The organism is Bradyrhizobium sp. Y36 (genome assembly GCF_002531575.1).
Lineage (GTDB): Bacteria > Pseudomonadota > Alphaproteobacteria > Rhizobiales > Xanthobacteraceae > Bradyrhizobium.
In genome coordinates this window covers 442,909-465,744 of sequence record NZ_NWTI01000001.1, presented here as the reverse complement: position 1 = coordinate 465,744, position 22,836 = coordinate 442,909, and the positions used below count along the sequence as shown (strand labels likewise).

Genomic DNA, 22,836 nt, shown 5'->3' with positions numbered 1-22,836 from the left:
TGCAGCGTGATTTCTCTTGTGGCACGCGGCTTGTTGCCAACACCTCGATCCACTAGAACCGCCTGTGGTTATGGATCCCCGCCTTCGCGGGGATGACGCCTGAGTTTGTGGCAGCAGCGATGGCGAACAACGACACTCTCCAAAACATCACCGGCACCATCGTGCTCGCCGGCGCCGGCAAGATGGGCGGCGCCATGCTGACCGGATGGCTGGCAGGCGGACTCGATCCGCGCCGCGTTGCCGTGATCGATCCGCATATTTCGCCAGAGATCACCGCGCTCGCCGCCAAGGGTGTCGCGCTCAATCCCGATGCAGCCACGATCGGCACGGTCGAGACGCTGGTCGTCGCGGTGAAGCCCCAGATGTTCCGCGAGGCCGGCGCCAAGCTGAAATCGCTCGTCTCGGACGAGACTTCGGTGGTGTCCATCATGGCGGGAACCACCATCGCCTCACTCCAGGAGGTCTGCGGCGGCGCCGTGGTACGCGCGATGCCGAACACGCCGGCCGCGATCGGTCGCGGCATCACCGTTGCCGTCGCAGCGAACAATGTCAGCGCCGCGCAGCGCGCGGTGGCCGATGCGCTGCTGCGCGCGACCGGCTCGGTCGAATGGGTCGAGGATGAAAGCCTGATGGACGCGGTGACGGCCGTCTCCGGCTCGGGGCCGGCCTATGTGTTCCTGCTCGCCGAGGAACTCGCCCGCGCCGGCGTCGAGGCCGGACTACCCGAGGCACTTGCAACCCGCCTCGCGCGCGAAACGGTCGCGGGCTCCGGCGAACTGCTGCACCAATCGGAGCTGCCCTCCGCCACGCTGCGCCAGAACGTCACCTCGCCCGGCGGCACCACCGCCGCAGCGCTCGGCGTGCTGATGGGCGAGCCAGGCCTGCGCGACCTCATGATCCGCGCGATCGCCGCCGCGACGAGACGGTCGAAAGAGCTAGCCAAGTAAGCAGGTGCCGTAGGGTGGGCAAAGCGGAGCGTGCCCACGACCTGTCTCCATCACGAAGAACGTGGGCACGGCGCTTCGCGCCTTTGCCCGCCCTACCATTCCAAGCCTGCACCCAGCCGCTTGTTGAACATCTCGACATTGACGAGCCCGCGCGCATGGCGGCCTTCGCCGAGCTTGCGCGCGCCCTCGAACGCCTCGACCTCGAAACGGATGACGCGGCGTTCGACCGCGACGACCTTCGCGGTGGTCCGCACCGTCGCGCCGACGAGGGCGGCTGCGAGATGGCGGATGTCGACCTCGGTGCCAACAGTGACCCAACCCGGCTGAAGCGCCGAGCGGATCGCATCGCCCGAGGTCATCTCCATTTCCAGGATCATCATCGGCGTCGCATAGACCATGGGCATGCCGGGCACGAAATGCCCGACCGTGCGCTCCGCCGGGACCACCAGCGTGCGCTCGGCGCTCATGCCAACCTTGATGGAGTCGCGTGCGTCCATGGTGCTTGCTCGTCATTCCGGGGCGCGCGAAGCGCGAACTATGGTGCGCGGTTGCGCACCAGAGAATCCAGAGATTGTCGATCGAGATTCCGGGCTCAGCCCTGACGGGCTGCCCCGGAATGACGCTGACGCGTCACTTCTTCGCCGCCGCCGCGCGCTCCACAAACGTCTTGCCGCCCTTCATCTTGTGGCGGAGCGGGGCTTCGTTGATCTGGATGACGACGGCATCGGCATCGACGCCGAGATTCTTCACCAGTGCCTGCGTGATGTCGCGCATCATGCCGGCCTTCTGCTCGTCGGTGCGGCCCTCGGCCATGCTGACGGTGATCTCAGGCATTCTTCTCTCCCTGCTCGTCGTTGATCGTCCATTGTCATTGCCGGGCTTGACCCGGCAATCCATCATTTTGAAGATGGATGCGCGGGTCAAGCCCGCGCATGACGATCGAGGCGAATGGCTAGCCCCAGCTCACGTCATGGCGGCCTAAGACCTCGCGCACCTTCGCGACGAGATCGGCTTCGCTGCACGAGAACTGTGCCGGCCGGCTCTCGCGCCATTCCTGGTTGGAGGCGATTGCGGCCGCTGCCTTCGCGCCCTCGATCAGATCCTTGATCTGCAGCTCGCCGCGCGCCTTCTCATCCGAGCCCTGGATGATCACGCAGGGTGAGTGGCGGCGGTCGGCATATTTGAGCTGGTTGCCCATGTTCTTGGGGTTGCCGAGATAGAGCTCGGCGCGGATGCCGGCGGCACGCAGGCTTGCCACCATCTTCTGGTAGTCGGCGACGCGGTCGCGGTCGAACACGGTGACGACGACGGGGCCGAACTGGGATCCGCTGTCGAGCTTGCCGAGCAGCGTCAGCGCGGCCTGCAAGCGGGAAACACCGATCGAAAAACCGGTCGCCGGGACCGGCTCGCCGCGGAAGCGCGAGACGAGGCCGTCATAACGTCCGCCACCACCGACAGAGCCGAAGCGCACCGGGCGCCCCTTCTCGTCCTTGGTCTCGAGCAGCAGTTCGACCTCGTAGACCGGGCCGGTGTAATATTCGAGCCCGCGCACGACGGAGGGATCGATCTTGATGCGGTCCGCGCCGTAGCCCGACGCCGTCAGCAGTTTTGCGATTTCTTCCAGTTCGCTTACGCCGGCCTGACCGATCTCGCTCTTGGCGAGGTACGTTTCAGCGGCAGCAATTGCGTCCTTCCAATCGTCGCGCGGCTTGGTGATGGCGAGAACGACATCGGCTTCGGCGGCGCTCAGATTGGCGCCCTTGGTGAAGTCGCCCTTGCCTTCCTCGCCGCCATCCCAGCGTCCGGGACCGAGCAGCTTGCGCACCTCGTCGGCGGAAAATTTGTCGAGCTTGTCGATCGCGCGCAGCACGATCAGCCTGCGGCCTGCGTTCTCCTCGCCGCCGAGCCCGATGGCTTCCAGCACGCCGTCGAGCACCTTGCGGTTGTTCACCTTCACGACGTAGGAACCGCGCGCGATGCCGAGCGCCTCCATCGTGTCCGCGGCCATCATGCAGATCTCGGCGTCCGCCGCCGGCGTCGCCGAGCCGACCGTGTCGGCATCGAACTGCATGAACTGGCGGAAACGGCCGGGGCCGGGCTTCTCGTTGCGGAAGACGTAGCCGACGCGATAGCTGCGGTAAGGCAGGACCAGCGCATCGGTGCCATAGCGCTCGCCGACATAGCGCGCCAGCGGCGCGGTCAAGTCGTAGCGCAGACTGATCCACTGCTCGTCGTCGTCCTGGAACGAGAACACGCCCTCGTTCGGACGATCCTGGTCGGGCAGGAATTTTCCGAGCGCGTCCGTGTATTCCATCGCCGGCGTCTCGACGGGCTCGAACCCGTAGAGCTCGTAGACGGCGCGGATCTTCTCGACCATCTCGTGCGTCGCCCGGATCGCGGCGGGATCGCGATCCTCGAGCCCGCGCGGCAGGCGCGCCTTCAGTTTCTGGGGTTTTTTGGGTTTTTCGGCCATGCGGGCGTTTACCAGCCGGGACGCAAGGCGGCAACCGGGGTATTCTTCACGTCGCCTCGCCCCGCAGCGCGGGGAGAAGGGAAGAGAGAGCCCTCTACGGCTGCTCCATCCGCGCCCGGAGCGCATCGGCATCCGCCTTGGGGAGCGATTTCAGCGTCGGCTTGATGGTCTCGCCGCCGACGATCTTGCCGTTGCGCATGAACATCCAGTCCGAGATGTCGGCCTCGGCAAACTCGACCTTGTCGCCTGCCCGTTTGCCCGGCAGGTCTCGCGGCTGGTTGGCGAAGAAACCTGAATAGCCTCCGTTCGGCAGCTTCTTCACCTCGGCGATCCAGATGTGCTCGCCCCCTTTGCGGGTATTGAAGCGCACCTTCAGGGAATGGCCCTCCTCCGAAGGCTTTGGCGCTTCATAGGAGGCCCAGAAGGTCGGCAGCGTGCCGCGGGCGCGCGCGATGGCGGCATTCATCTCGGGATCGGTGGTGCGCACGTCCACGATCGGCGAGCGGTCTTGCGCCACGACTTCCTGCGTCGGGCCGATGGTCAGGATGCCGAAAACAGAGACGCCGGTGATGACGGCGAGAACGATCCATTTCGTGGGCTGGGAGAGTCTTGGTGGCATGATCGCGAGGTCCGGGATGCTTGTTGTGTCCTGGCTTTGTCGCGGGTTCATGGCGAGGCGTTCATGGCGCTCGACCTATCGATTGTCGTTCCCCGGATGCTGCGCAGCGCGCCGCCCTTGGCGGCGTGGTCCGCTGCTGATCCGGGGGCCATCCGCGGCGAGATGGGTCCCGGCTCTGCGGCGCATCGCTAGAGGCGCTGCGCCGCGTCCAGGACACGAGAGTTCTCAAAACACCTTGCGGATCCAGTTGTGCGGATCGTTGGTGCGGCCGTACTGGATGTCGACGAGCTGCTTGCGCAGGCCCATGGCGACGGGACCCGCGGCGCCGCCCGAGATCTCGAAGTCGCCGCTCACCGAACGCACCTTGCCGATCGGCGAGATCACGGCGGCGGTGCCGCAGGCGAAGGCTTCCTTGAGCTTGCCGCTCGCCGCATCCTTGCGCCACTGATCGAGCGAGTACGGCTCCTCGCGCACGGTCTTGCCGGCATCCCTGGCCAACGCGATGATGGAGTCGCGGGTGATGCCGGGCAGGATGGTGCCGAGCGGCGGCGTCGAGAGCGAGCCGTCGTCGAACACGAAGAACACGTTCATGCCGCCGAGCTCCTCGATATAGCGGCGCTCGATCGCGTCGAGGAACACGACCTGATCGCAGCCATGCTGGATCGCTTCCGCCTGAGCGCGCAGGCTCGCGGCATAATTGCCGCCGCATTTGACCGCACCGGTGCCGCCGACCGCCGCGCGCGTGTAATTCTCGGACACCCAGATCGACACCGGCGCAGGCCCGCCCTTGAAGTAGGACCCCACCGGCGAAGCGATCACGGCAAAGATGTATTCGGACGACGGCTTGACGCCGAGGAAGGTTTCGCTCGCGATCATGAAGGGCCGCAGGTAAAGGCTGCCCTCGCCGCCGGGCATCCAGGCGCGATCGATCTTCACGACCTGCTCGACCGCCTCGATGAAGACGTCCTCGGGCAGCTGCGCCATCGCCATGCGGTCCGCGGAGTCCTTGAAGCGCCGCGCATTGGCATCGGGGCGGAACAGGTTCACGCCGCCGTCGTCGCGCTTGTAGGCCTTGAGGCCCTCGAAGATCTCCTGGGCGTAGTGCAGGACCGCACCGGCCGGATCCATCTGGAAATTGGCGCGTGCCTCGATCTTCGCCTCGTACCAGCCGCCCTTGGCGTGGTTGTAGCGGACGATCGCCATGTGATCGGTGAAAACCCGCCCGAAGCCGGGATCGACCAGCTTGGCCACGCGGTCCTTCTCGGGGGTCGGGTTAGATGCGGGCTGGATGTCGAATTTCATGCTCATGTCCTTCTCCCGCTGGCCGGTAGCGGCGCTGTTCTGGCGCCGGCCTGCCCTTGTCGGGCCCGGCTGGCTTGATTGGGTTTCTGGCCGGACCGCCGCCAGCCTTGTTACGGCCGGTTTCCGTGGCCAGCATGTCGGGCAGGACATGCTTTTGCGGAAGGCGGAAGTCCAGTATGTTTTGCCGAAATGCCGCTCGACAATCGCACGGTAGATCTGATCCGGCCGTCGTCGCCTGTCCGGCTTTCTCCGGCCGCCCTGCTTCGATGCCACCCGACGCGATACGATCTAAAATTTCGTGCGGGTCGATCGTTTTGTAACATTGAACCCAAGATACGTCAATATGCCTGACATAAATTTCGCGACGTCCTCTCAGGAAGCTGCCGGAGCCAGGCCGGCGGCAGGCGATGGAGGCAATTTGCGCTGGGATATCATCGAGCTGCTGTTCTTCGCCTACCGCGATTTCGTCGGTGATCCCGACCAGGAGCTGGAGGCTTTCGGCTTCGGCCGGGCTCATCACCGGGTCATGCATTTCGTCTACCGCTATCCCGGCCTCAAGGTCGCCGACCTGCTCGACGTCCTGCGCATCACCAAGCAGTCGCTCGGCCGCGTGCTCAAGCAGCTCCTGGACGAGGGCTACATCGTGCAGAAGACCGGCGACAATGACCGCCGCCAGCGGCTGCTCTACGCAACGCCGAAAGGCGAGGCGCTGGTGCAGAAGCTCGCCGGGCTGCAGACCACGCGGATCACCAAGGCGCTCGCCGAGATGAGCCCGCAGGATGCCGAGACCGTCAAGCGCTTCCTGCGCGCGATGATCGATCGGGACGATCCGGACAAGGTGCTCGAGACGATCTTCGCTTCCGTCAATCAAGACACCAAGGAGTGACCGTGCCGCTCGCTGCCACGCTCGCCCGCCCGCCGGCGCGCCCCGCCGATGACGCGCCGCATCTGCTGCTGGTCGACGACGACCGCCGCATCCGCGATCTGCTGTCGCGCTTCCTCGCGGCCGAAGGCTACCGCGTCACCACCGCCGCGAGCGCCGGCGATGCGCGATCGAAATTGCTGGGTCTGCATTTCGACCTCTTGATCCTCGACGTGATGATGCCCGGCGAGACCGGCTTCGATCTCGCCCGCTTCATCCGGACGTCCTCCTCGGTGCCGATCGTGATGCTGACGGCGCGGCACGAGGCGGAAGCCCGCATCGAGGGCCTGCAGATCGGCGCCGACGATTACGTGGCAAAGCCGTTCGAGCCGCGCGAGCTGGCGCTGCGCATCAACAACATCCTCAAGCGCGCCGCGCCGCCGCCGCAGGCCACCACGGTCGAAAAGATCGCCTTCGGTCCCTACATCTACCACCTCGATCGCGGCGAGCTGCGCCAGGGCGAGGAGGTCATTCACCTCACCGACCGCGAGCGCGAGATGCTGCGCATTCTCTCGGAGACGCCGGGCGAAACCGTGCCGCGCAGCGCGCTGACCGGCAATGGCAGCGTCAACGAGCGCGCCGTCGACGTGCAGATCAACCGTCTCCGGCGCAAGATCGAGACCGACCCCGCCAATCCGCTATTCCTGCAGGCGGTACGCGGCATCGGCTACCGGCTGGTGGCCTCGCCATAACGCAAGTGAAGCGCGCCAGATGAGCACGATCGATACCGGACTGACGCTTCTGAAGAGCGCCGCCGGCCGCGTATCCGCCGCCAATGGCTGGATGGGCAATGCGTTCAAGGGCTGGATGCCGACCGGCCTCTATGCCCGTGCGCTCCTCATCATGATCGTGCCGATGGTGATCCTGCAATCGGTCGTCGCCTTCGTGTTCATGGAGCGGCACTGGAACACGGTGACGCGCCGCCTGTCGGCCGCGGTGGTGCAGGACATCGCGGCGCTGATCGACGTCTACAAGGGCTATCCGCAGGACAAGGATCGCGACCAGATCCGCCGCATCGCGCAGCAGCGCCTCGGCCTCGTCGTCGACTTCCTGCCTGCCGGCGACATGCCGCCGCCCGGACCCAAGCCGTTCTTCTCGCTGCTCGACCAGACGCTGTCGGTGCAGCTCGGCCGCCAGATCGGGCGCTCGTTCTGGATCGACACGGTCGGCCGCTCCAATCTCGTCGAGATCCGCATCCAGCTCGACGATGCCGTGATGCGCGTGTTCGCGCAGCGCAGCGCCGCCTACGCCTCGAACTCGGAGATCTTCCTGTTCTGGATGGTCGGCACCTCGTCGATCCTCTTGATCGTCGCGGTGCTGTTCCTGCGCAACCAGATCAAGCCGATCCTGCGGCTGGCGGACGCCGCGGAGAGTTTCGGCAAGGGCCGCGAGGCGCCGAACTTCCGACCGCGCGGCGCGCGCGAGGTGCGGCGCGCCTCGATTGCCTTCCTCGAGATGAAGTCGCGCATCGAACGCACGATGGAGCAGCGCACCGCGATGCTCGCCGGCGTCAGCCACGACCTGCGCACCATCCTGACCCGCTTCAAGCTCGAGCTTGCGCTGATCGGCGACAGCCCCGAGCTCGAGGGCATGCGCAAGGACGTCGACGAGATGTCGATGATGCTGGAGGATTACCTCGCCTTCGCGCGCGGCGATTCCGGCGAGCAGTCGCAGCCGACCGACATGGCGCAGGCGCTCGAGGAGCTGCGTGGCGATGCCGAGCGCCACGGCCATACCGCGACCGTCGCGTTCCACGGACTGCCCGTGGTGACGGTGAAGCCCGCCTCGTTCAAGCGCTGCCTCGCCAACCTCGTCACCAATGCGGCGCGCTACGGCAAGGCCATCGCCATCACCGGCCAGCGCGATCACCGTTATTTGACCGTGACGGTCGACGACGACGGCCCCGGCATTCCCACGCATTTGCGCGAGGAAGTGTTCAAGCCGTTCCTGCGGCTGGACAACGCCCGCAACCAGGACGAGGGCGGCACCGGCCTCGGCCTTGCCATCGCCCGCGACATCGCCCGCTCGCACGGCGGCGACATCACGCTGGGCGACAGCCCGATGGGGGGATTGAGGGCGAGCGTGCGGATACCGGTGTAGCTGATGCCGTAGCCTGGATGGAGCGCAGTGCAATCCGGGATCAGCCTATCGCGGCGCGAAGCCCCGGATTTCGCGGCGCTCCATCCGGGCTACGACCTGCGATCCCAGCTACTTCGGCAGCAGCGCCTTCAGCTTGTCCATGTCGCGCACGTTCATCTTGAAGCCGCCGGGCATGACGATGTCGCCGGGCTTCTGGTCGGGCTTGCAGGCCCCCAGCCACTTCGCTTCGAGCTGCATCGTGGTGTCGCGGCCTGCCGCGCCGGCAGCGCCCCCTTGCGCGTGCGAGGAGGTCTTCACCGTGTAGGCCGAGTTGAAATCGCCGGTGATCTCGGCGTGCGAGGTCGTGTTGATGCCGGCGACGCTGCACTCGGAATCGCTGACATAGCCGGTCGCGGTCTTCCTGATGTCCTGCCTGGAGCAGATCTGCTTGGCCATCGGCGAGACGTTGTTGCTCATCTCCTTGTCGACCGTCTCGTCGGTGCAATGCTGCATGGTCATTTCGGGCATGGAGGTGCCGGTCCTGACCATCTTCATTTCCCAAAGACCGGCCTTGCGCACCGGCATATCGTCGGCGCAGGCGCTGCCTGCCGACACCACGAGGCAAAGCGTCGAGCCGAGCAAAGCGAGTTTGCGCGTCATGCGAGAAGCTCCCGGCTGAAATTGCGGCGTTACGACAACGCCTCAGTAGAGCGTGCGGATCGGCTGCTCTGCGGCGCCATAGGGCACCCAGCGGCAGGAGAACGAGATGTAGCCGCCCTCATAGGCCTGCACGGCAAGGAATTTGACCACCTTGCCGTAGCGCGCGCAGTGATCGACCGCGACCTGCCGGGCATCGACCTGGGTGGCCATCGAATAGGCGATGATGCCACCGGTGTCATTGCCCTTGAACGGCGGGACGTAGTCGGCGCGCGCCGACTGGCTCGCCATCACACCCGAGACAACCAGGCTGGCAAGAAGGCCCGCGGCCGCAATGATTCGCATTCCCGTCACTCCAATTGGCTGGCTGCCAGTTTACGGTGCCAGACTCGAAGTGAAAAGAACCGAAGCCCTGCCGACTGCGACGTTGTGGTCAACTCCTGGCGAAGTGTTGCCGCGCTGCACTTGACCTCCCCCGACCTTCGCGGCACCGTCCAGCCCTTGCAAGACTTTAGCCGTCCGGATTGAACATGCGCGCCCCCTCCCCGAAATCGCTCCGCTATGCCGCCGTGCTCGGCCTTTTGTTCGGAGCGATGTCGCTCAGTGAGGCCAGGGCCGCCAACCCACTGGAATTGAACTTCTGGCTGAGCGGGCCGCGCTACGACGGGGCCGTCGCCGATTGTGACAGGGCACTGCCGACCATCGCCACCCAGTTCTGGGAGAAGGAAAGCACGTTCTGGAATTCCTCGTTGAAGATCACCGGCTTCTCCGCCGTGCGCGAGACCGCATTCCGGCCCTGGCAGTCCGACAACGTTCCGCGCCGCTATTGCAGCGCTGACGCCATGCTCAATGACGGCAAGGTGCGCAAGGTGCACTTCTCGCTCATCGAGGATGGCGGCTTCGCCGGCTACGGCAACGGCGTCGAATGGTGCGTGGTCGGGCTCGACCGCAACTGGGCCTATAATCCGGCCTGCCGCGCCGCCAAACCCTGATTCAGAGAGCCCTGATTCGGGTTTATCAGGCGGGCCGGCGACTGCCGCCTCAATTTTGTTCTTGTAATGTTCTTTCTGCCTGCTAGGCTTCCGTGCACAGTCTAGTTGAGGGGCGTCGCCATGTTTCATTCCAGATTGCATTCGTTCTCCCGCCTCGTGATCTCGCTGGCCCTTTCCCTGATCCTTGCCGCGGGCCTCGCCGCGTTCGCCGGGGACGCAAAAGCCCAGGACAAGCGGCAGAACGCACCGGGCGAATTCGACTTCTACGTGCTGTCGCTGTCGTGGTCGCCCTCGTTCTGCGAGGAGGCAGCCGAGCGGGGCGGCCGCTCCCAGATCCAGTGCAGCGGACGGCCCTACGCCTTCGTCGTCCATGGGCTGTGGCCGCAATATGAGAGCGGCTTCCCGGAATATTGCCAGCGGCCCGCACCGCGGCTGAACCGCAATATCGTGTCCTCGATGCTCGATCTGATGCCGGCGCCCGGCCTGATCTTCAACGAATGGGACAAGCACGGCACGTGCTCGGGCCTCGAAGGCCGCGGCTATTTCGAGACGATCCGCAAAGCACGCGCTGCAATCAAGATTCCGGCCGAATATCTCGATTTGTCGCAGGCCAAGACCGTGGCGCCGGCGGAGGTCGAGGAAGCCTTCATCAAGGCCAATCCGGGGCTGAGCAATGCCGCCGTCTCGGTCACCTGCAACCGGACCAGGCTCTCCGAGGTCCGCATCTGCCTCAGCAAGGACCTGCAGTTCCGCGCCTGCGAGGAAACCGATCGCCGCGCCTGCCGCCGCGACCAGGTGACGATGCCGCCGATCCGGGGCGGGTAGCAAAATCGACCCGTATTCCGGGGCGCGCGCAGCGTGAACCCGGAATCTCGAGATTCCGGGTTCGGTGCTGGTGCACCGCCCCGGAATGACGGCAGTTACATTCGGCTCGCGATGTCGTAACTGTCCGGCATGAACTACCGCCACGCCTTCCACGCCGGCAACTTCGCCGATGTCATCAAGCACATCGTGCTGGCGCGCATCATCACCTATCTGCAGGACAAGCCGGGGGCGTTCCGCGTCATCGACACCCATGCCGGGGCTGGTCTCTACGATCTCGACAGCGACGAGGCGCGCCGCAGCGGCGAATGGCTGACCGGCATCGCGCGGCTGATGCAGGCCCGCCTGTCGAACGAGAGCGCGGCGCTGGCCAAGCCCTATCTCGACATCGTCCGCGCCTTCAATCCGAAGGGAGAGCTCAAGGCCTATCCCGGCTCGCCGCTGATCGCGCGCGGCCTGCTCAGGCCGCAGGACCGGCTCGTCGCCTGCGAGCTCGAGCCGAAGGCGCGGAAAACGCTGATCGGCGTTCTGCGCCACGACGAACAGGCCCGCGTGGTCGATCTCGACGGCTGGGTGGCGCTGCCCGCCTTCGTGCCGCCGAAGGAGCGGCGCGGCCTCGTGCTGATCGACCCCCCGTTCGAGGCGAAGGACGAGTTCGAACGGCTGGGTGAAGCCTTCTCCAAGGCATTCGAGAAATGGCCGACCGGCATCTATCTCATCTGGTATCCGGCCAAGAGCCGGCGCGCCACCGACACGCTGGCCCAGACCGTGGCGCGGCTCGCAGCTGCAGCAAAACCACCGGGGAAATGCCTGCGCCTCGAGTTCAGCGTTGCCCCCCAGCTCGAAGGCGGGGCTCTGGCCTCCAGCGGGCTTCTGATCGTCAATCCACCCTACACGTTGCAGGGCGAGCTCAAGACGATCCTGCCCGAGCTGGAAATGCCGCTCGGCCAGGGCGGTGCTGCCAGATTCCGATTGGAAGCGCCCAAGCCTTAAAGCCAAGAAGCCGTAACACTCCGGCATTCTTGGGAAAAATATGCAGGAGCGGTAGTCAATCTGCAGAGAACCGTATTATGCTGTTTCCGTGACTGGCTTTACGTTCCGCTTCCGCGAATGGTTGCGGCGGAGTGAAGGCCTAAGAAAGATCCGGCCGGACCGCCAGCGGTCCGCCCAAGGATGGCCAGCTCTCCCGGGCTCCGTGATGCCCGGTCATGTCGCGACGTGCGTCTGCGTCGCGACGGAGGAGCAATGAGGGGGAGTTTCCCGATGGCCATGACGGGAACGGTTAAGTTTTTCAACGGCGAGCGCGGCTACGGTTTCATCAAGCCTGACGACGGTGGTCGCGACGTCTTCGTGCATATTACAGCTGTGGAGCGGGCCGGACTGAAGGACCTTGCCGAAGGACAGCGCATTACTTTCGAAGTCGAACCGGACAAGAAGGGAAAGGGACCGAAGGCGGTCAACCTCGTTATCGTCTCCTAGCGGGTCCGACGCACGACGCCTGGCGCAATATTCGGCGCGCAAAAAAATCCCGGCCGCAAGCGGCCGGGAGGTTGATGTCCGGTATTTTCTTCTTCAGCTATCAGAAGCGATAGTTCACGCCTGCGCGCACGACGCTGGCGCTATAGCCGTTTGACACCCCGGTAATTGCGAACTGACTCGTCGACAGGTCGATGTAGAGATATTCCAGCTTGGCGCTCCAGTTCGGAGCGAGGCCCACTTCAGCACCCGCGCCGATGGTCCAGCCCGCGGTCGTATGCGATTCCGACCAGCCGAAGGTCTGCGCGCGCAGCTCGCCGAAGGCGAGGCCCGCGGTGCCGTAGAACAGCACATTGCTGAAGGCATAGCCGGCGCGGCCGCGCAGGGTGCCGAACCACGGATTGGAGAATTTCCACGGCGCGAAGGTATCGTCGGCCCCGGCGGCCTGGATGTCGCCTTCGACGCCGAACACGAACGGGCCGTTCTGGAAATTGTAGCCGGCCTGCACGCCGCCGACGAAGCCCGAGGGCTTGGAGGGATTGTTGTCGACCGAGCCCCATTCGTAGCCGATGTTGCCGCCGAGATAAGGACCGGCCCAGCTATACGCATTGAGCGGCTGAGTGACGGTGTAGGGGGCACGCTGCCCGTAATTGAGATCGGCGGCCTCTGCCGAAGCTGTCCAGCCGGCTGCAACCAACGCGGCCGCGCCCACAACGAGCCTCTTCATCACTTAACTCCAACGCAACTGCCGTGCCCGCGATGCCTGCGCCGCCGCGCGAGGCAAAACCGCATGGTTACGGAACCACCACTTTTTCGCGTAAGATTTATCGAGAGTTTTAAGTTAAAGGGCTGTTAAGCGGGGTTACCGCGCTGTTAACAGGCTTAAGCAAGCGTTACCGGGAACTGCGCCGCCATCCTGTGTGCGCCGCATCGCCGGAACTTCAAATCGGCATCCCCAGCGCCTAAATTCGCCCCATGGTTCACGATTCCACCGATGACCCGGACGACCGCGCGCGGAAATCGCCGCGGACGACCGCGAGCGACGTGCCCCCCGAGGCGTTGGCAGCGCCGGACGTCGATCCCGCCGCCCCCGCTGGCGAGGACGAGGACGATGCGCGGCTGCCCGATATCCTGGAGGAAAGCGGTGCGGTCGGCGAGGAGCCGCTGGCGACCGGCCATGAGGCGATCGAGCGCGCGGTCCGGCTCGCCCCGACCTCGCCCGGCGTCTATCGCATGCTCAGCGCGAATGCCGACGTGCTCTATGTCGGCAAGGCCAAGAACGTCAAAAAGCGCCTGTCCAGCTACGCCCGGCAAAGCGCGCCGCTGCCCGCCCGCATCCTGCGGATGATCGCCGCCACCGTCACGGTGGAGATCGTCTCGACCAACACCGAGACCGAGGCGCTGCTGCTGGAAGCCAACCTCATCAAGCAGCTGCGGCCGCGCTTCAACGTGCAGCTGCGCGACGACAAATCGTTTCCCTACATCCTGATCACCGGCGACCATTGGGCGCCGCAGATCCTCAAGCATCGCGGCGCGCAGAGCCGGCCCGGGCGCTATTTCGGCCCGTTCGCCTCCGCCGGCGCGGTCAACCGCACCATCACGGCCCTGCAGCGCGCGTTCCTGATCCGCTCCTGCACCGATTCCTTCTTCGAGAGCCGCACCCGCCCGTGCCTGCTCTACCAGATCCGCCGCTGCGCCGGCCCCTGCACCCGCGAGATCGACTTTCCCGGCTACACGACCCTGGTGCGCGAGGCCAGCGACTTCCTGTCCGGCAAGAGCCACGCGGTGAAGCAGGAGCTCGCCGGCGAGATGGAGAAGGCGGCAGGTGAGCTCGAGTTCGAGCGCGCCGCGCTCTACCGCGACCGTCTCGCGGCGCTCTCGGCGATCCAGTCCCAGCAGGGCATCAATCCGCGCACGGTGGAGGAGGCCGACGTGTTCGCCATCCACCAGGAGGGCGGCTTCTCCTGCGTCGAGGTGTTCTTCTTCCGCACCGGCCAGAACTGGGGCAACCGCGCCTATTTCCCGCGCGCGGAGAAGTCGTTCACCCCGGAAGAGGTGCTCGGCTCCTTCCTCGCGCAGTTCTACGACGACAAGCCGCCGCCGAAGCTTATCCTGCTCTCGCACGAGATCGAGGAGAGCGAGCTGCTCGCCAATGCGCTGGCGATCAAGGCCGGCCGCAAGGTCGAGGTCACCGCGCCCAAGCGCGGCGAGAAGAAGGAGCTGGTCGCTCACGCCTTGACCAATGCGCGCGAGGCGCTGGGCCGCAAGCTCGCCGATACCGCCACGCAAAGCCGGCTGCTGGACGCCATGGCCACGACGCTGAGCCTGCCGCATGCGCCCAAGCGCATCGAGGTCTACGACAACAGCCACATCCAGGGCACCAATGCGGTCGGCGCCATGATCGTCGCCGGCCCCGATGGTTTCGTGAAGAACCAGTACCGCAAGTTCAACATCAAGTCGGAAGGGATCACACCGGGCGACGACTTCGCCATGATGCGCGAGGTGCTGGAGCGCCGCTTCAAGCGCCTGATCAATCCGCCCGAGGACGCCGGGACCAAGACCAAGGACGACGATTTCCCGCAATGGCCCGATCTCGTCATCATCGACGGCGGCCGCGGCCAGCTCAACGCGGTCCGCGAGATATTCGCCAGTCTCGGCCTGACCCAGGTGTCGCTGATGTCGGTCGCCAAGGGGCCGGACCGGGATGCCGGCCGCGAGACCCTGTTCATGCCGGAACGCGAGGCCATCAAGCTGGAGCCGCGCGACCCCGTGCTCTACTTCATCCAGCGGCTGCGCGACGAGGCCCACCGCTTCGTCATCGGCTCGCACCGCAAGCTGCGCAAGAAGGATATCCGCGAGGCCGGTTTGCAGGAGATTCCGGGCATCGGCCCGTCACGCAAACGTGCCTTGCTGCATCATTTCGGGACCCTGAAGGAGATCGAACGCGCCTCGATCGCCGATCTCGGCAAGGTTCCCGGAGTGAGCGCCGAGAGCGCCCGCCGGATTTTCGAGTATTTCCATCCCCAGCCGGGATGAACTAAAGGGACCCAAAAGGGAGCTCGGGTCATATGGTCGTCGCATCCCGTGCCCATCTGGGAGCGGAACGGTTGACCTTCGAGCTTGAGCGGTATTGGTAGGACGAATGAACATCGCCACGACACGAGGGACGACCAGCCGCGCGATGTCCCTCCCGAACATCCTGACCTATGGCCGGATCGCCGCGATTCCGGTCGTGGTCGGGTGCATCTATGCGCAGTCGATTTTGGATCAGCCGCTCTGGCTGCGCTGGGTCGCGGTCGCCATCTTCATCGCCGCCGCGGTCACCGATTACCTTGACGGCTATTACGCGCGAATCTGGAATCAGCAATCGGCCTTCGGCCGGATGCTCGATCCGATCGCGGACAAGCTGCTGGTCGCCTCCTGCCTTTTGATGCTGGCCGCCGACGGCATCATCCACGGCTGGTCGTTGTGGGCGGCCATCGTGATCCTGTGCCGCGAGATCCTGGTCTCGGGCCTGCGCGAATACCTCGCCGCGCTCCGCGTCAGCGTGCCCGTCACCAAGCTTGCGAAATGGAAGACCACGGTCCAGCTCGTTGCGATCGGCTTCCTGCTCGCGGGGCCTGCCGGCGACGAGGTGGTGCCCGTCGTCTCCATGATTGGCCTTGCGCTGCTCTGGGCCTCGGCGATCGTGACCATCTACACCGGCTATGATTATTTCCGCGCCGGCATCCATCACCTCATCAAGGAGGACGAGGGATGAAGGTGAAGTATTTTGCCTGGGTGCGCGAGCGCGTCGGCAAGGCGGAGGAGACCATCGAGCCGCCTGCGACCGTGCGCACCGTCGAGGAGCTGATCGCCTGGCTGTCCGGCCAGGGCGAGGCCTATGCCTACGCGTTCGAGAAGCCGAAGGTGATCCGCACCGCAATCGACCATACCCACGTCAAATCGGATGCCGCGATCGCGGGCGCCCGCGAGATCGCGTTCTTCCCGCCGATGACCGGCGGCTAGGCCATGACTTCCTCTGTCGCCACCTGCCCCGTCGCCATCCGCATCCAGGAGGACGATTTCGACATCGCGCGCGAGATCGCGGTCCTGACCAAGAGCCGCACCGACATCGGCGCCGTCGTCAGCTTTTCCGGCATCTGCCGCGCGGACGACGACAGCGCCAAGGTCGCCGCGCTCACGCTCGAGCATTATCCCGGGATGGCCGAGGAAGAGATCAGGCGTCATGCCGACGAAGCCATTTCGCGCTGGCCGCTCAACGGCGTCACCGTGATCCATCGGGTCGGCCGCTTCATGCCGGGCCAGAACATCGTGCTGGTGCTGACGGCGTCGCAGCACCGCCAGGCCGCATTCCAGGCGGCCGAGTTCCTGATGGATTACCTCAAGACCAGCGCCCCGTTCTGGAAGAAGGAAGAAAGCGCCACCGGCACCGGCTGGGTCGAAGCCCACGCCCGTGACGACGCGGCCGCCGCACGCTGGACCAAATCCTGATGGCACGAACGTCCGAAAAGACCGCGCGCGGCCGCGCCGCGCCCAAGCTTGCGAAGGTCGGACCCGGCGAGCTTCTCACGCTGCTCGATTTCGTGCGCTATGCGGTGAGCCGCTTCGTTGAAGCCAGGCTCGCCTTCGCCCATGGCACGACCGACCCGGTCGCGGAAGCGGCGTTTCTGGTCTGCGAGGCCCTGCACCTCAATCCCGACCAGTTCGAGGGCTTCGCCCACGCGCGCGTCACGATTGCGGAAGGCAAGACCATCCTCGATCTCGTCCATCAACGCGTCACCACGCGCAAACCGGCCGCCTATCTCGTCAACAAGATCTACATGCGCGGCCTGCCCTTCTATGTCGACGAGCGCGTCATCGTTCCGCGCTCCTTCATCGGCGAGCTCCTGGAGTCGCATTTCGGCGGCGAGGAAGGGGCCGGCACGCTGATCGACGATCCCAATGCGGTCGAGCGCGTGCTCGATCTCTGCACGGGATCGGGATGTCTTGCGATCCTCGCGGCCCATCATTTCCCGAATGCCGCGATCGATGCCGTCGACATCTCCAAGGGCGCGATCGAGGTGGCCAGGCGCAATGTCGACGAATACGGGCTCGATGAGCGGATCACGCTGCACCGCGGTGATCTGTTCGCCCCGCTCGGCGATGCGCGTTACGATTTGATCATCACCAACCCGCCCTATGTCGACGCGGAAGGCATGGCCGCACTGCCGCCCGAGTGCCGCGCCGAGCCCAAGCTCGCCTTCGACGGAGGCGACGACGGCCTCGACGTGGTCCGCCGCATCCTGGCGGAGGCCCCCGATCACCTGACGCCGGGTGGCGGGCTGATCTGCGAGATCGGCCGCGGCCGCGACCTGGTCGACGAGGCCTTCCCGGAACTGCCGCTGCTCTGGCTCGACACCGAGGATTCCGAGGGCGAGGTGTTCTGGATCTCGGCTGCCGATCTCGCCTGATCCGTCGCGTACCGGCCGCTGCGGCGGAACAAGTCAATTTCCGCCACGTTCATCCCGCGAACGAATTGTCTCGCTCTCGGAGGATGTCCAGATGCTCGCGCCATCGGGCGAATTGCTGCGCGCCGGCATGGCGCTGAAGCTCAATCACGTCAAACGCGCCGCTCAATCCTATCTGCGTGACCAGACCAGCCAGGCAACGGGCAAGGTGACGTCTTACGCGGTGGCCGGCGGGTTGTTTGCGGTCGCGGGCCTGTTCGCGATGGCGGCCTGCTTCGTCGGGCTGATCGCCCTGTATCGCTGGGTCGCCATCACCTACGGGCAATTCTGGGGGTTTGGTGCCGTCGGTGCCGTGCTGCTGGTGCTGGCCGCAACCTGCGCCGGCGTGGCGATGGCGCAGATGAGGCGCAAAGCCAGGCCGATCGTGCCACTCACCAGCCGTTTGCGCGTTGCAATCGCGACGCCGCGGATTCCGCGCGGAACAGTCAAGGAGGCGGTGAAGGAGGTCGCAACCGCAATTCCCCTTGCGCCGCTCGCGCCGGGCGAGCAGCGCCATGACGGAAGAGCTTCGCCAGCGCGCACCAACCGACCCGTGCAGCTTGGCCTGATGCTCGCGGCGATTGGACTGGCGGGGTTCACGGCGGTGCGCCGCAGGCGTCACGGCCAAAGATTGGGCGCTTGATGCTGGTGCGGCGCTCCGAACGGTTCGATTCCTGGCTGCTGGTGGCGGCGACCGCCGTCTTCGTGCTGACGGCGCAGCGCTACTTTCAGGACACGGGCTGGATCGGATCGGGCCCGCCGCAAGATCGCCGCAACGGCGAGGCGAATTCGCCGGAAACGAGCCCGACGCGTGCGACGGCACAGCCCGGCCATGGCCGCCGGGCCATGAGCCCGTTTGAGATCCCCTGGACGGGCTGGAAGGATATCTTCTGGCGTACCTATCAGCGCATCGATGACGATCGCCTGCTCGCGACAGCCGGCGGCGTCGTGTTCTTCGGACTGCTCGCGATCTTTCCGGCGGTCACGGCGCTGGTTTCGTCTTATGGACTGTTCGCCGATCCTGCCACCATCAGCGACAATCTCCAGAAGCTGGCGATGCTGCTGCCCGCAGGCACCTTCCAGATCGTCGAGGAGCAGGTCGGGCGCGTGGTGTCGAAGGGCAACACGGCGCTCGGCGCCACTTTCCTGTTCGGCCTGGTGCTCGCGATCTGGAGCGCCAATGCCGGTGTCAAGGCGATCTTCGACGCGCTCAACGTCGCCTATGAGGAGCGCGAGAAGCGCAGCTTCATCAAGCTCAACCTGGTGTCGCTGACCTTCACGATCGGCGGCATCGTGGCGCTGCTGCTGATGGTGGCGGCCGTCGTCGCCTTTCCGCTCGCGCTCGATCATCTCGGCATGGCGCCCGAAAGCAAGCTGATCGCAGGGCTGGCGCGATGGCCGCTGCTGTTTTTCATCCTGCTCATGGCGCTCGCCGCGCTCTACCGTTTCGCCCCCAGCCGCGACGCGCCGCGCTGGCAATGGCTGAGCCTCGGCGCGCTGACCGCCGCCTTCCTCTGGATCGCCGGCTCGGCGCTGCTCTCCTGGTATTTGTCGGAATTCGCCAACTACAATGCGACCTACGGCTCGCTTGGCGCGGCGATCGGCCTGATGACGTGGATGTGGATGTCGGCGATCGTCGTCATGTTCGGCGCCGAGCTGAATTCGGAGATCGAGCGACAGACGCTAAAGGACACGACCACCGGGCGACCCAGGCCGCTTGGGACCCGCGAGGCCGTCTCGGCCGATACCGTCGGCGCCGCCGCGCCGTCTTGACTCCGCGCCGACCTGCAGGCGCGCGGCGCTATCCCCTCGAATCAACAATGATGTTAAGGTCGTACCGCCTGGGGAAGCACGAGGCGTGACGGGATCGCACAGCGGCCCGTGTTTTCCCGGGTAAGGCTGTCAGCTCTTGAGGCGTAACGCGCGGCATGATTCGCATTTCGACGATCTTCATCGCCATCTGCATGGTTCTGGTCGCGGCCTCGCTCGGGCTTGTCCTCTACGCCGTCGCCGGCATCAGCGGAACCGAATCCGCAATCGTGGCGCTGACCGTGCTGACCTTCCTGATCCTCTACAATGCGGTCTCGATGCGGCTGCGCGACCGCAGCGACGTCGGCGGCCAGATTGCCGATCTGTCGCGCGGCACCGCCGACCTCGCCCGCCAGGTGGCCGAGTTCGGCCGCCGGCTGGCTGCGATCGAGGGACGCATCGCCTCGTCCAACTCGACCAACTCCGACCGCATCCAGTCCGTGGCCGGCGAGATCAACGAGCTCGGTGGATTGGTCAGGCAGCTCGCGACCACGGTGTCGACCCACGAGGATCTGCTGGCCAGCGCCGCGCCGGCCACCGCCCAGGTCGCCAGATCCGAACCCGGATCGGAGTTCAGGTCCGAGCCGGAAGCGCCGATCGATCTGGCTGCGCCGTTCGAGGAACAGTGGGTCGCCCCTCCCCCACTTCCCGCCGCGCCCCCGCCCCCGGTAGCCCAGCCGCGGCCGGTGCCGTCGGTCCAGGCCCAGACCGCCGCTCCGGTTCAGACGGCGACCGGACGCAACCAGACACAATTGCTGGCGACGCTGCGCAACGCCATCGACGAGAACCGCATCGACATCTTCCTGCAGCCGATGGTGACGCTGCCGCAGCGCAAGGTGCGGTTCTACGAGGCGGTGACGCGGGTGCGCGATGAGCGCAACCAGCTGATCGCCGCCGAGGAGTTCATCAGCATCGCGGAAGCTTCCGGCCTGATCGGGCGCATCGACAACATGGTGATGCTGCGCTGTGTGCAGGTGCTGCGGCGCCTGATGGTGCGCAACAAGGACGTCGGCGTGTTCTGCAACGTCGCGGCGTCCACGCTCGGCAATTCCACCACCTTCGCACAATGCCTCGACTTCCTCGAAGCCAATCGCGCGCTGGCGCCCTCGCTGGTGCTGGAGTTCAAGCAGGCGACGTTCCGCAATCTCGGCCCGGCCGAGACCGAGAATCTCGCCGCGCTCGCCCAGCGCGGCTTCCGCTTCTCGATCGACCATGTCACCGATCTCAGGATCGAGCCGCGCGAGCTGGCCGACCGCGGCGTGCGCTTCATCAAGGTGCCGGCCGCGCTGCTGCTCGACCCCAGGCAGGCCTCGGCCTCGGACATTCATCCCTCCGACCTTTCCGACCTGCTCGGCCGCTTCGGCATCGACCTGATCGCCGAACGGATCGAAGGCGAGCGCGCCGTGGTCGATCTGCTCGATTATGACGTGCGGTTCGGCCAGGGGTTCCTGTTCGCGCCACCCCGGCCATTGCGGCCGGAAGGGGCATCTGCTACCGGCGGGGCCTCGCCGAACCAGGCGCAGGACATTCAGGGATCCAATGGCTCCGCTTCCCCCAGCCAAGGTACGACATCTGGCGCAACGTCAGCCGCTCCTCCGGCACAACGCATCACCGGCAACGCGGCGCTCGCGCGCCGCATCTGATCGGCGCTGCGCATCATGACCACGCTGCATTTCGCCGAAAGCCTGCGCGAGCTGGTGGGCGGTGTGGATGTCGTGCTCAGCGATATCTGGGGCGTCGTTCACAACGGCCTCGAATCCTTCCCCGAAGCCTGCGAGGCGCTGCACACCTATCGCAGCCGCGGCGGTACGGTGATCCTGATCACCAACGCGCCGCGACCGGCCGACAGCGTGCAGCGGCAGTTGCGCAAGCTCGGCGTCGCCGACGAAACCTATGACGCCATCGTGTCTTCGGGCGACCTGACGCGGCTCTATGTCGCCGAGCATCCCGGCCGCAAGATGTTCTGGCTCGGACCCGAGCGCGACAATTCGATCTATCGCGGCCTCGATGCGAAGACCGCCCCGCTTGAGGAAGCCGACTACATCGTCTGCACCGGCCTCTACGACGACGAGACCGAGACGGCGGAAGACTATCGCGGCATGATGCTGAAGGCGCGCGAGCGCAAACTGACGCTGGTCTGCGCCAACCCCGACATCGTGGTGGAGCGCGGCGACCGGCTGATCTACTGCGCCGGCGCCATCGCGGAGCTCTATCGCGAGCTCGGCGGCGAGGTGATCTTCTACGGCAAGCCGCACCGGCCGATCTACGAGCGCGCGATGGCGCTCGCCGGCGAGCGCCAGGGCCACCAGATCGACCGGAAGAAGGTGCTGGCGATCGGCGATTCCGTCCGCACCGACTTAACGGGCGCGCGCGAATTCGGCATCGACTGCCTGTTCGTGACCCGCGGCATCCATGCCGAGGAGTTCGAGGGCCTCGACCAGCTCGACCCGAATTCGGTGATGGAGTTGTTCGGCCACCCGCCGAAAGCGCTGATGCGCGAATTGAAGTGGTGATGGCGTAGCTTTTCCTGGGCAGTACGCAGCACCGCCTCGGAATGACGAACCCAGCGCAAAAAGCCCGGGACAAGCCCGGGCTTTCCGAATTTCGCTGGAAGGCTCTTCCGCTCTTACGCGCTCGCCATGTCCGGGAAGACCGCCTCGATCTTGGTCTTCAGCGTCGCCGCGTTGAACGGCTTGACGATGTAATTGTTCACGCCCGCCTTCTTGGCCGCGATCACGTTCTCGGTCTTGGATTCCGCCGTGATCATGATGAAGGGCGTGGTGGCGAGGTTCGGATCCGCGCGCACTTCGCGCAAGAGGTCGTAGCCCGTCATCGGCTCCATGTTCCAATCGGAGATCACGAGCCCGTACTTCTTGCCGCGCATCTTGTTCAGCGCTGCCGAACCGTCGCTGGCATCGTCGATATTCTCGAAGCCAAGCTGCTTCAGCAGATTCCTGATGATACGGATCATGGTGCTGTAGTCATCCACCACCAGAACCGGCATCGACAAATCAACCGCCATCTCGACTCCCCCAACGCATACCCAGGAATACTACGATCGGACCTTCCAGGCCGCAGCCCGGCAGTTCCACGTTCAAGGACTAGCACCAAGGCGTTAAACAGCGCGTTAATTGGGGGCGCCCCGAAAGAACTGAAATTGCGTTCGATGCGGGTTGACCCTCCGCTTGACTTCATCGGGCGGGTCGCGCCACGGTCCCGGCCGGTCCCGCCGGTTCGAGAATTCCCCTG

26 protein-coding genes are annotated in these 22,836 nt (G+C 65.5%); 17 read left to right on the top strand and 9 right to left on the bottom strand.

Annotated features, from left to right (window positions below):
• The first annotated feature begins 119 nt into the window (after nucleotides 1–119).
• Nucleotides 120–947, top strand: a complete 828-nt coding sequence (gene proC / locus CO669_RS02245) for a pyrroline-5-carboxylate reductase (protein WP_097657556.1) — start codon at nucleotides 120–122, stop codon at nucleotides 945–947.
• Between the two features lie 92 nt (nucleotides 948–1,039).
• Here proC and CO669_RS02240 read toward each other — a convergent pair whose 3' ends face one another.
• The 5 genes from CO669_RS02240 to CO669_RS02220 form a co-directional block, all read right to left on the bottom strand.
• Complete coding sequence (locus CO669_RS02240; protein WP_097657555.1) at nucleotides 1,040–1,444, bottom strand: thioesterase family protein; 405 nt, start codon at nucleotides 1,442–1,444, stop codon at nucleotides 1,040–1,042.
• A gap of 133 nt (nucleotides 1,445–1,577) precedes the next feature.
• Complete coding sequence (locus CO669_RS02235) at nucleotides 1,578–1,844, bottom strand: tautomerase family protein (protein ID WP_283806765.1); 267 nt, start codon at nucleotides 1,842–1,844, stop codon at nucleotides 1,578–1,580.
• Between the two features lie 55 nt (nucleotides 1,845–1,899).
• The gene (gene hisS, locus CO669_RS02230; RefSeq protein ID WP_097657554.1) at nucleotides 1,900–3,420 is read right to left on the bottom strand and encodes a histidine--tRNA ligase; all 1,521 of its coding nucleotides are present in this window, start codon (nucleotides 3,418–3,420) and stop codon (nucleotides 1,900–1,902) included.
• Between the two features lie 94 nt (nucleotides 3,421–3,514).
• Nucleotides 3,515–4,039, bottom strand: coding sequence for a YegJ family protein (locus CO669_RS02225; protein ID WP_097657946.1), 525 nt, complete (start codon nucleotides 4,037–4,039; stop codon nucleotides 3,515–3,517).
• A 225-nt stretch (nucleotides 4,040–4,264) separates the two neighbouring features.
• Nucleotides 4,265–5,347, bottom strand: a complete 1,083-nt coding sequence (locus CO669_RS02220; RefSeq protein WP_097657553.1) for a branched-chain amino acid aminotransferase — start codon at nucleotides 5,345–5,347, stop codon at nucleotides 4,265–4,267.
• 337 nt (nucleotides 5,348–5,684) lie between these two features.
• Here CO669_RS02220 and CO669_RS02210 point away from each other — a divergent pair, with 337 nt between their 5' ends.
• From CO669_RS02210 to CO669_RS02200, 3 genes are read left to right on the top strand one after another with little or no spacing between them, the layout of a single operon-like run.
• Nucleotides 5,685–6,227 (top strand): MarR family winged helix-turn-helix transcriptional regulator, encoded by a 543-nt coding sequence (locus tag CO669_RS02210; protein ID WP_198963773.1) that lies wholly within the window; start codon nucleotides 5,685–5,687, stop codon nucleotides 6,225–6,227.
• Nucleotides 6,224–6,955 carry a response regulator gene (locus CO669_RS02205; protein WP_097657550.1) on the top strand — a complete coding sequence of 244 codons (732 nt, stop codon included), beginning with the start codon at nucleotides 6,224–6,226 and terminating at the stop codon, nucleotides 6,953–6,955. Before CO669_RS02210 ends, CO669_RS02205 begins: the two co-directional genes overlap by 4 nt.
• 19 nt (nucleotides 6,956–6,974) lie before the next feature.
• Nucleotides 6,975–8,363 carry an ATP-binding protein gene (locus CO669_RS02200; RefSeq protein WP_097657549.1) on the top strand — a complete coding sequence of 463 codons (1,389 nt, stop codon included), beginning with the start codon at nucleotides 6,975–6,977 and terminating at the stop codon, nucleotides 8,361–8,363.
• Nucleotides 8,364–8,471: 108 nt separating this feature from the next.
• On the opposite strand, the gene CO669_RS02195 is transcribed toward CO669_RS02200, so the two are convergent.
• Entirely contained in the window at nucleotides 8,472–9,002 is a 531-nt protein-coding gene (locus tag CO669_RS02195) for a DUF3617 domain-containing protein (protein ID WP_097657548.1), read from the bottom strand.
• Between the two features lie 42 nt (nucleotides 9,003–9,044).
• Entirely contained in the window at nucleotides 9,045–9,344 is a 300-nt protein-coding gene (locus CO669_RS02190; protein WP_097657547.1) for a hypothetical protein, read from the bottom strand.
• A gap of 185 nt (nucleotides 9,345–9,529) precedes the next feature.
• On the opposite strand from CO669_RS02190, the gene CO669_RS02185 reads away from it, so the two are divergent.
• The 4 genes from CO669_RS02185 (at nucleotide 9,530) to CO669_RS02170 (ending at nucleotide 12,292) form a co-directional block, all read left to right on the top strand.
• Nucleotides 9,530–9,991 (top strand): hypothetical protein, encoded by a 462-nt coding sequence (locus tag CO669_RS02185; protein WP_097657546.1) that lies wholly within the window; start codon nucleotides 9,530–9,532, stop codon nucleotides 9,989–9,991.
• Between the two features lie 120 nt (nucleotides 9,992–10,111).
• Nucleotides 10,112–10,816, top strand: a complete 705-nt coding sequence (locus CO669_RS02180; RefSeq protein ID WP_097657545.1) for a ribonuclease T2 family protein — start codon at nucleotides 10,112–10,114, stop codon at nucleotides 10,814–10,816.
• Nucleotides 10,817–10,945: 129 nt separating this feature from the next.
• Nucleotides 10,946–11,806, top strand: coding sequence for a 23S rRNA (adenine(2030)-N(6))-methyltransferase RlmJ (locus CO669_RS02175; protein WP_097657544.1), 861 nt, complete (start codon nucleotides 10,946–10,948; stop codon nucleotides 11,804–11,806).
• Nucleotides 11,807–12,076: 270 nt separating this feature from the next.
• Nucleotides 12,077–12,292, top strand: a complete 216-nt coding sequence (locus CO669_RS02170; protein WP_063986700.1) for a cold-shock protein — start codon at nucleotides 12,077–12,079, stop codon at nucleotides 12,290–12,292.
• Between the two features lie 100 nt (nucleotides 12,293–12,392).
• Here the strand turns inward: CO669_RS02170 and CO669_RS02165 are convergent, their stop codons facing one another.
• Nucleotides 12,393–13,016 carry an outer membrane protein gene (locus CO669_RS02165; protein ID WP_198963772.1) on the bottom strand — a complete coding sequence of 208 codons (624 nt, stop codon included), beginning with the start codon at nucleotides 13,014–13,016 and terminating at the stop codon, nucleotides 12,393–12,395.
• 248 nt (nucleotides 13,017–13,264) lie between these two features.
• On the opposite strand from CO669_RS02165, the gene uvrC reads away from it, so the two are divergent.
• The 9 genes from uvrC (at nucleotide 13,265) to CO669_RS02120 (ending at nucleotide 22,100) form a co-directional block, all read left to right on the top strand.
• On the top strand, nucleotides 13,265–15,325 hold the full coding sequence (uvrC, locus tag CO669_RS02160) for an excinuclease ABC subunit UvrC (protein ID WP_097657542.1): 2,061 nt from the start codon (nucleotides 13,265–13,267) through the stop codon (nucleotides 15,323–15,325).
• Nucleotides 15,326–15,431: 106 nt separating this feature from the next.
• Nucleotides 15,432–16,049 (top strand): CDP-diacylglycerol--glycerol-3-phosphate 3-phosphatidyltransferase, encoded by a 618-nt coding sequence (pgsA, locus tag CO669_RS02155; RefSeq protein ID WP_097657541.1) that lies wholly within the window; start codon nucleotides 15,432–15,434, stop codon nucleotides 16,047–16,049.
• On the top strand, nucleotides 16,046–16,297 hold the full coding sequence (gene moaD, locus CO669_RS02150; protein ID WP_097657540.1) for a molybdopterin converting factor subunit 1: 252 nt from the start codon (nucleotides 16,046–16,048) through the stop codon (nucleotides 16,295–16,297). The genes pgsA and moaD overlap by 4 nt, the downstream gene beginning before the upstream one ends.
• Nucleotides 16,298–16,300: 3 nt before the next feature.
• On the top strand, nucleotides 16,301–16,783 hold the full coding sequence (locus CO669_RS02145) for a molybdenum cofactor biosynthesis protein MoaE (RefSeq protein ID WP_097657539.1): 483 nt from the start codon (nucleotides 16,301–16,303) through the stop codon (nucleotides 16,781–16,783).
• Entirely contained in the window at nucleotides 16,783–17,742 is a 960-nt protein-coding gene (gene prmB / locus CO669_RS02140) for a 50S ribosomal protein L3 N(5)-glutamine methyltransferase (RefSeq protein WP_097657538.1), read from the top strand. Before CO669_RS02145 ends, prmB begins: the two co-directional genes overlap by 1 nt.
• 91 nt (nucleotides 17,743–17,833) lie before the next feature.
• Nucleotides 17,834–18,421 (top strand): phage holin family protein, encoded by a 588-nt coding sequence (locus tag CO669_RS02135; protein WP_097657537.1) that lies wholly within the window; start codon nucleotides 17,834–17,836, stop codon nucleotides 18,419–18,421.
• Nucleotides 18,421–19,551 (top strand): YihY/virulence factor BrkB family protein, encoded by a 1,131-nt coding sequence (locus tag CO669_RS02130; protein WP_097657536.1) that lies wholly within the window; start codon nucleotides 18,421–18,423, stop codon nucleotides 19,549–19,551. The genes CO669_RS02135 and CO669_RS02130 overlap by 1 nt, the downstream gene beginning before the upstream one ends.
• 155 nt (nucleotides 19,552–19,706) lie before the next feature.
• Complete coding sequence (locus CO669_RS02125; protein ID WP_097657535.1) at nucleotides 19,707–21,230, top strand: EAL domain-containing protein; 1,524 nt, start codon at nucleotides 19,707–19,709, stop codon at nucleotides 21,228–21,230.
• A gap of 15 nt (nucleotides 21,231–21,245) precedes the next feature.
• Entirely contained in the window at nucleotides 21,246–22,100 is an 855-nt protein-coding gene (locus tag CO669_RS02120) for a TIGR01459 family HAD-type hydrolase (RefSeq protein ID WP_097657534.1), read from the top strand.
• A gap of 113 nt (nucleotides 22,101–22,213) precedes the next feature.
• Here CO669_RS02120 and CO669_RS02115 read toward each other — a convergent pair whose 3' ends face one another.
• Complete coding sequence (locus CO669_RS02115; RefSeq protein ID WP_008567674.1) at nucleotides 22,214–22,609, bottom strand: response regulator; 396 nt, start codon at nucleotides 22,607–22,609, stop codon at nucleotides 22,214–22,216.
• Nucleotides 22,610–22,836 lie beyond the last annotated feature (227 nt).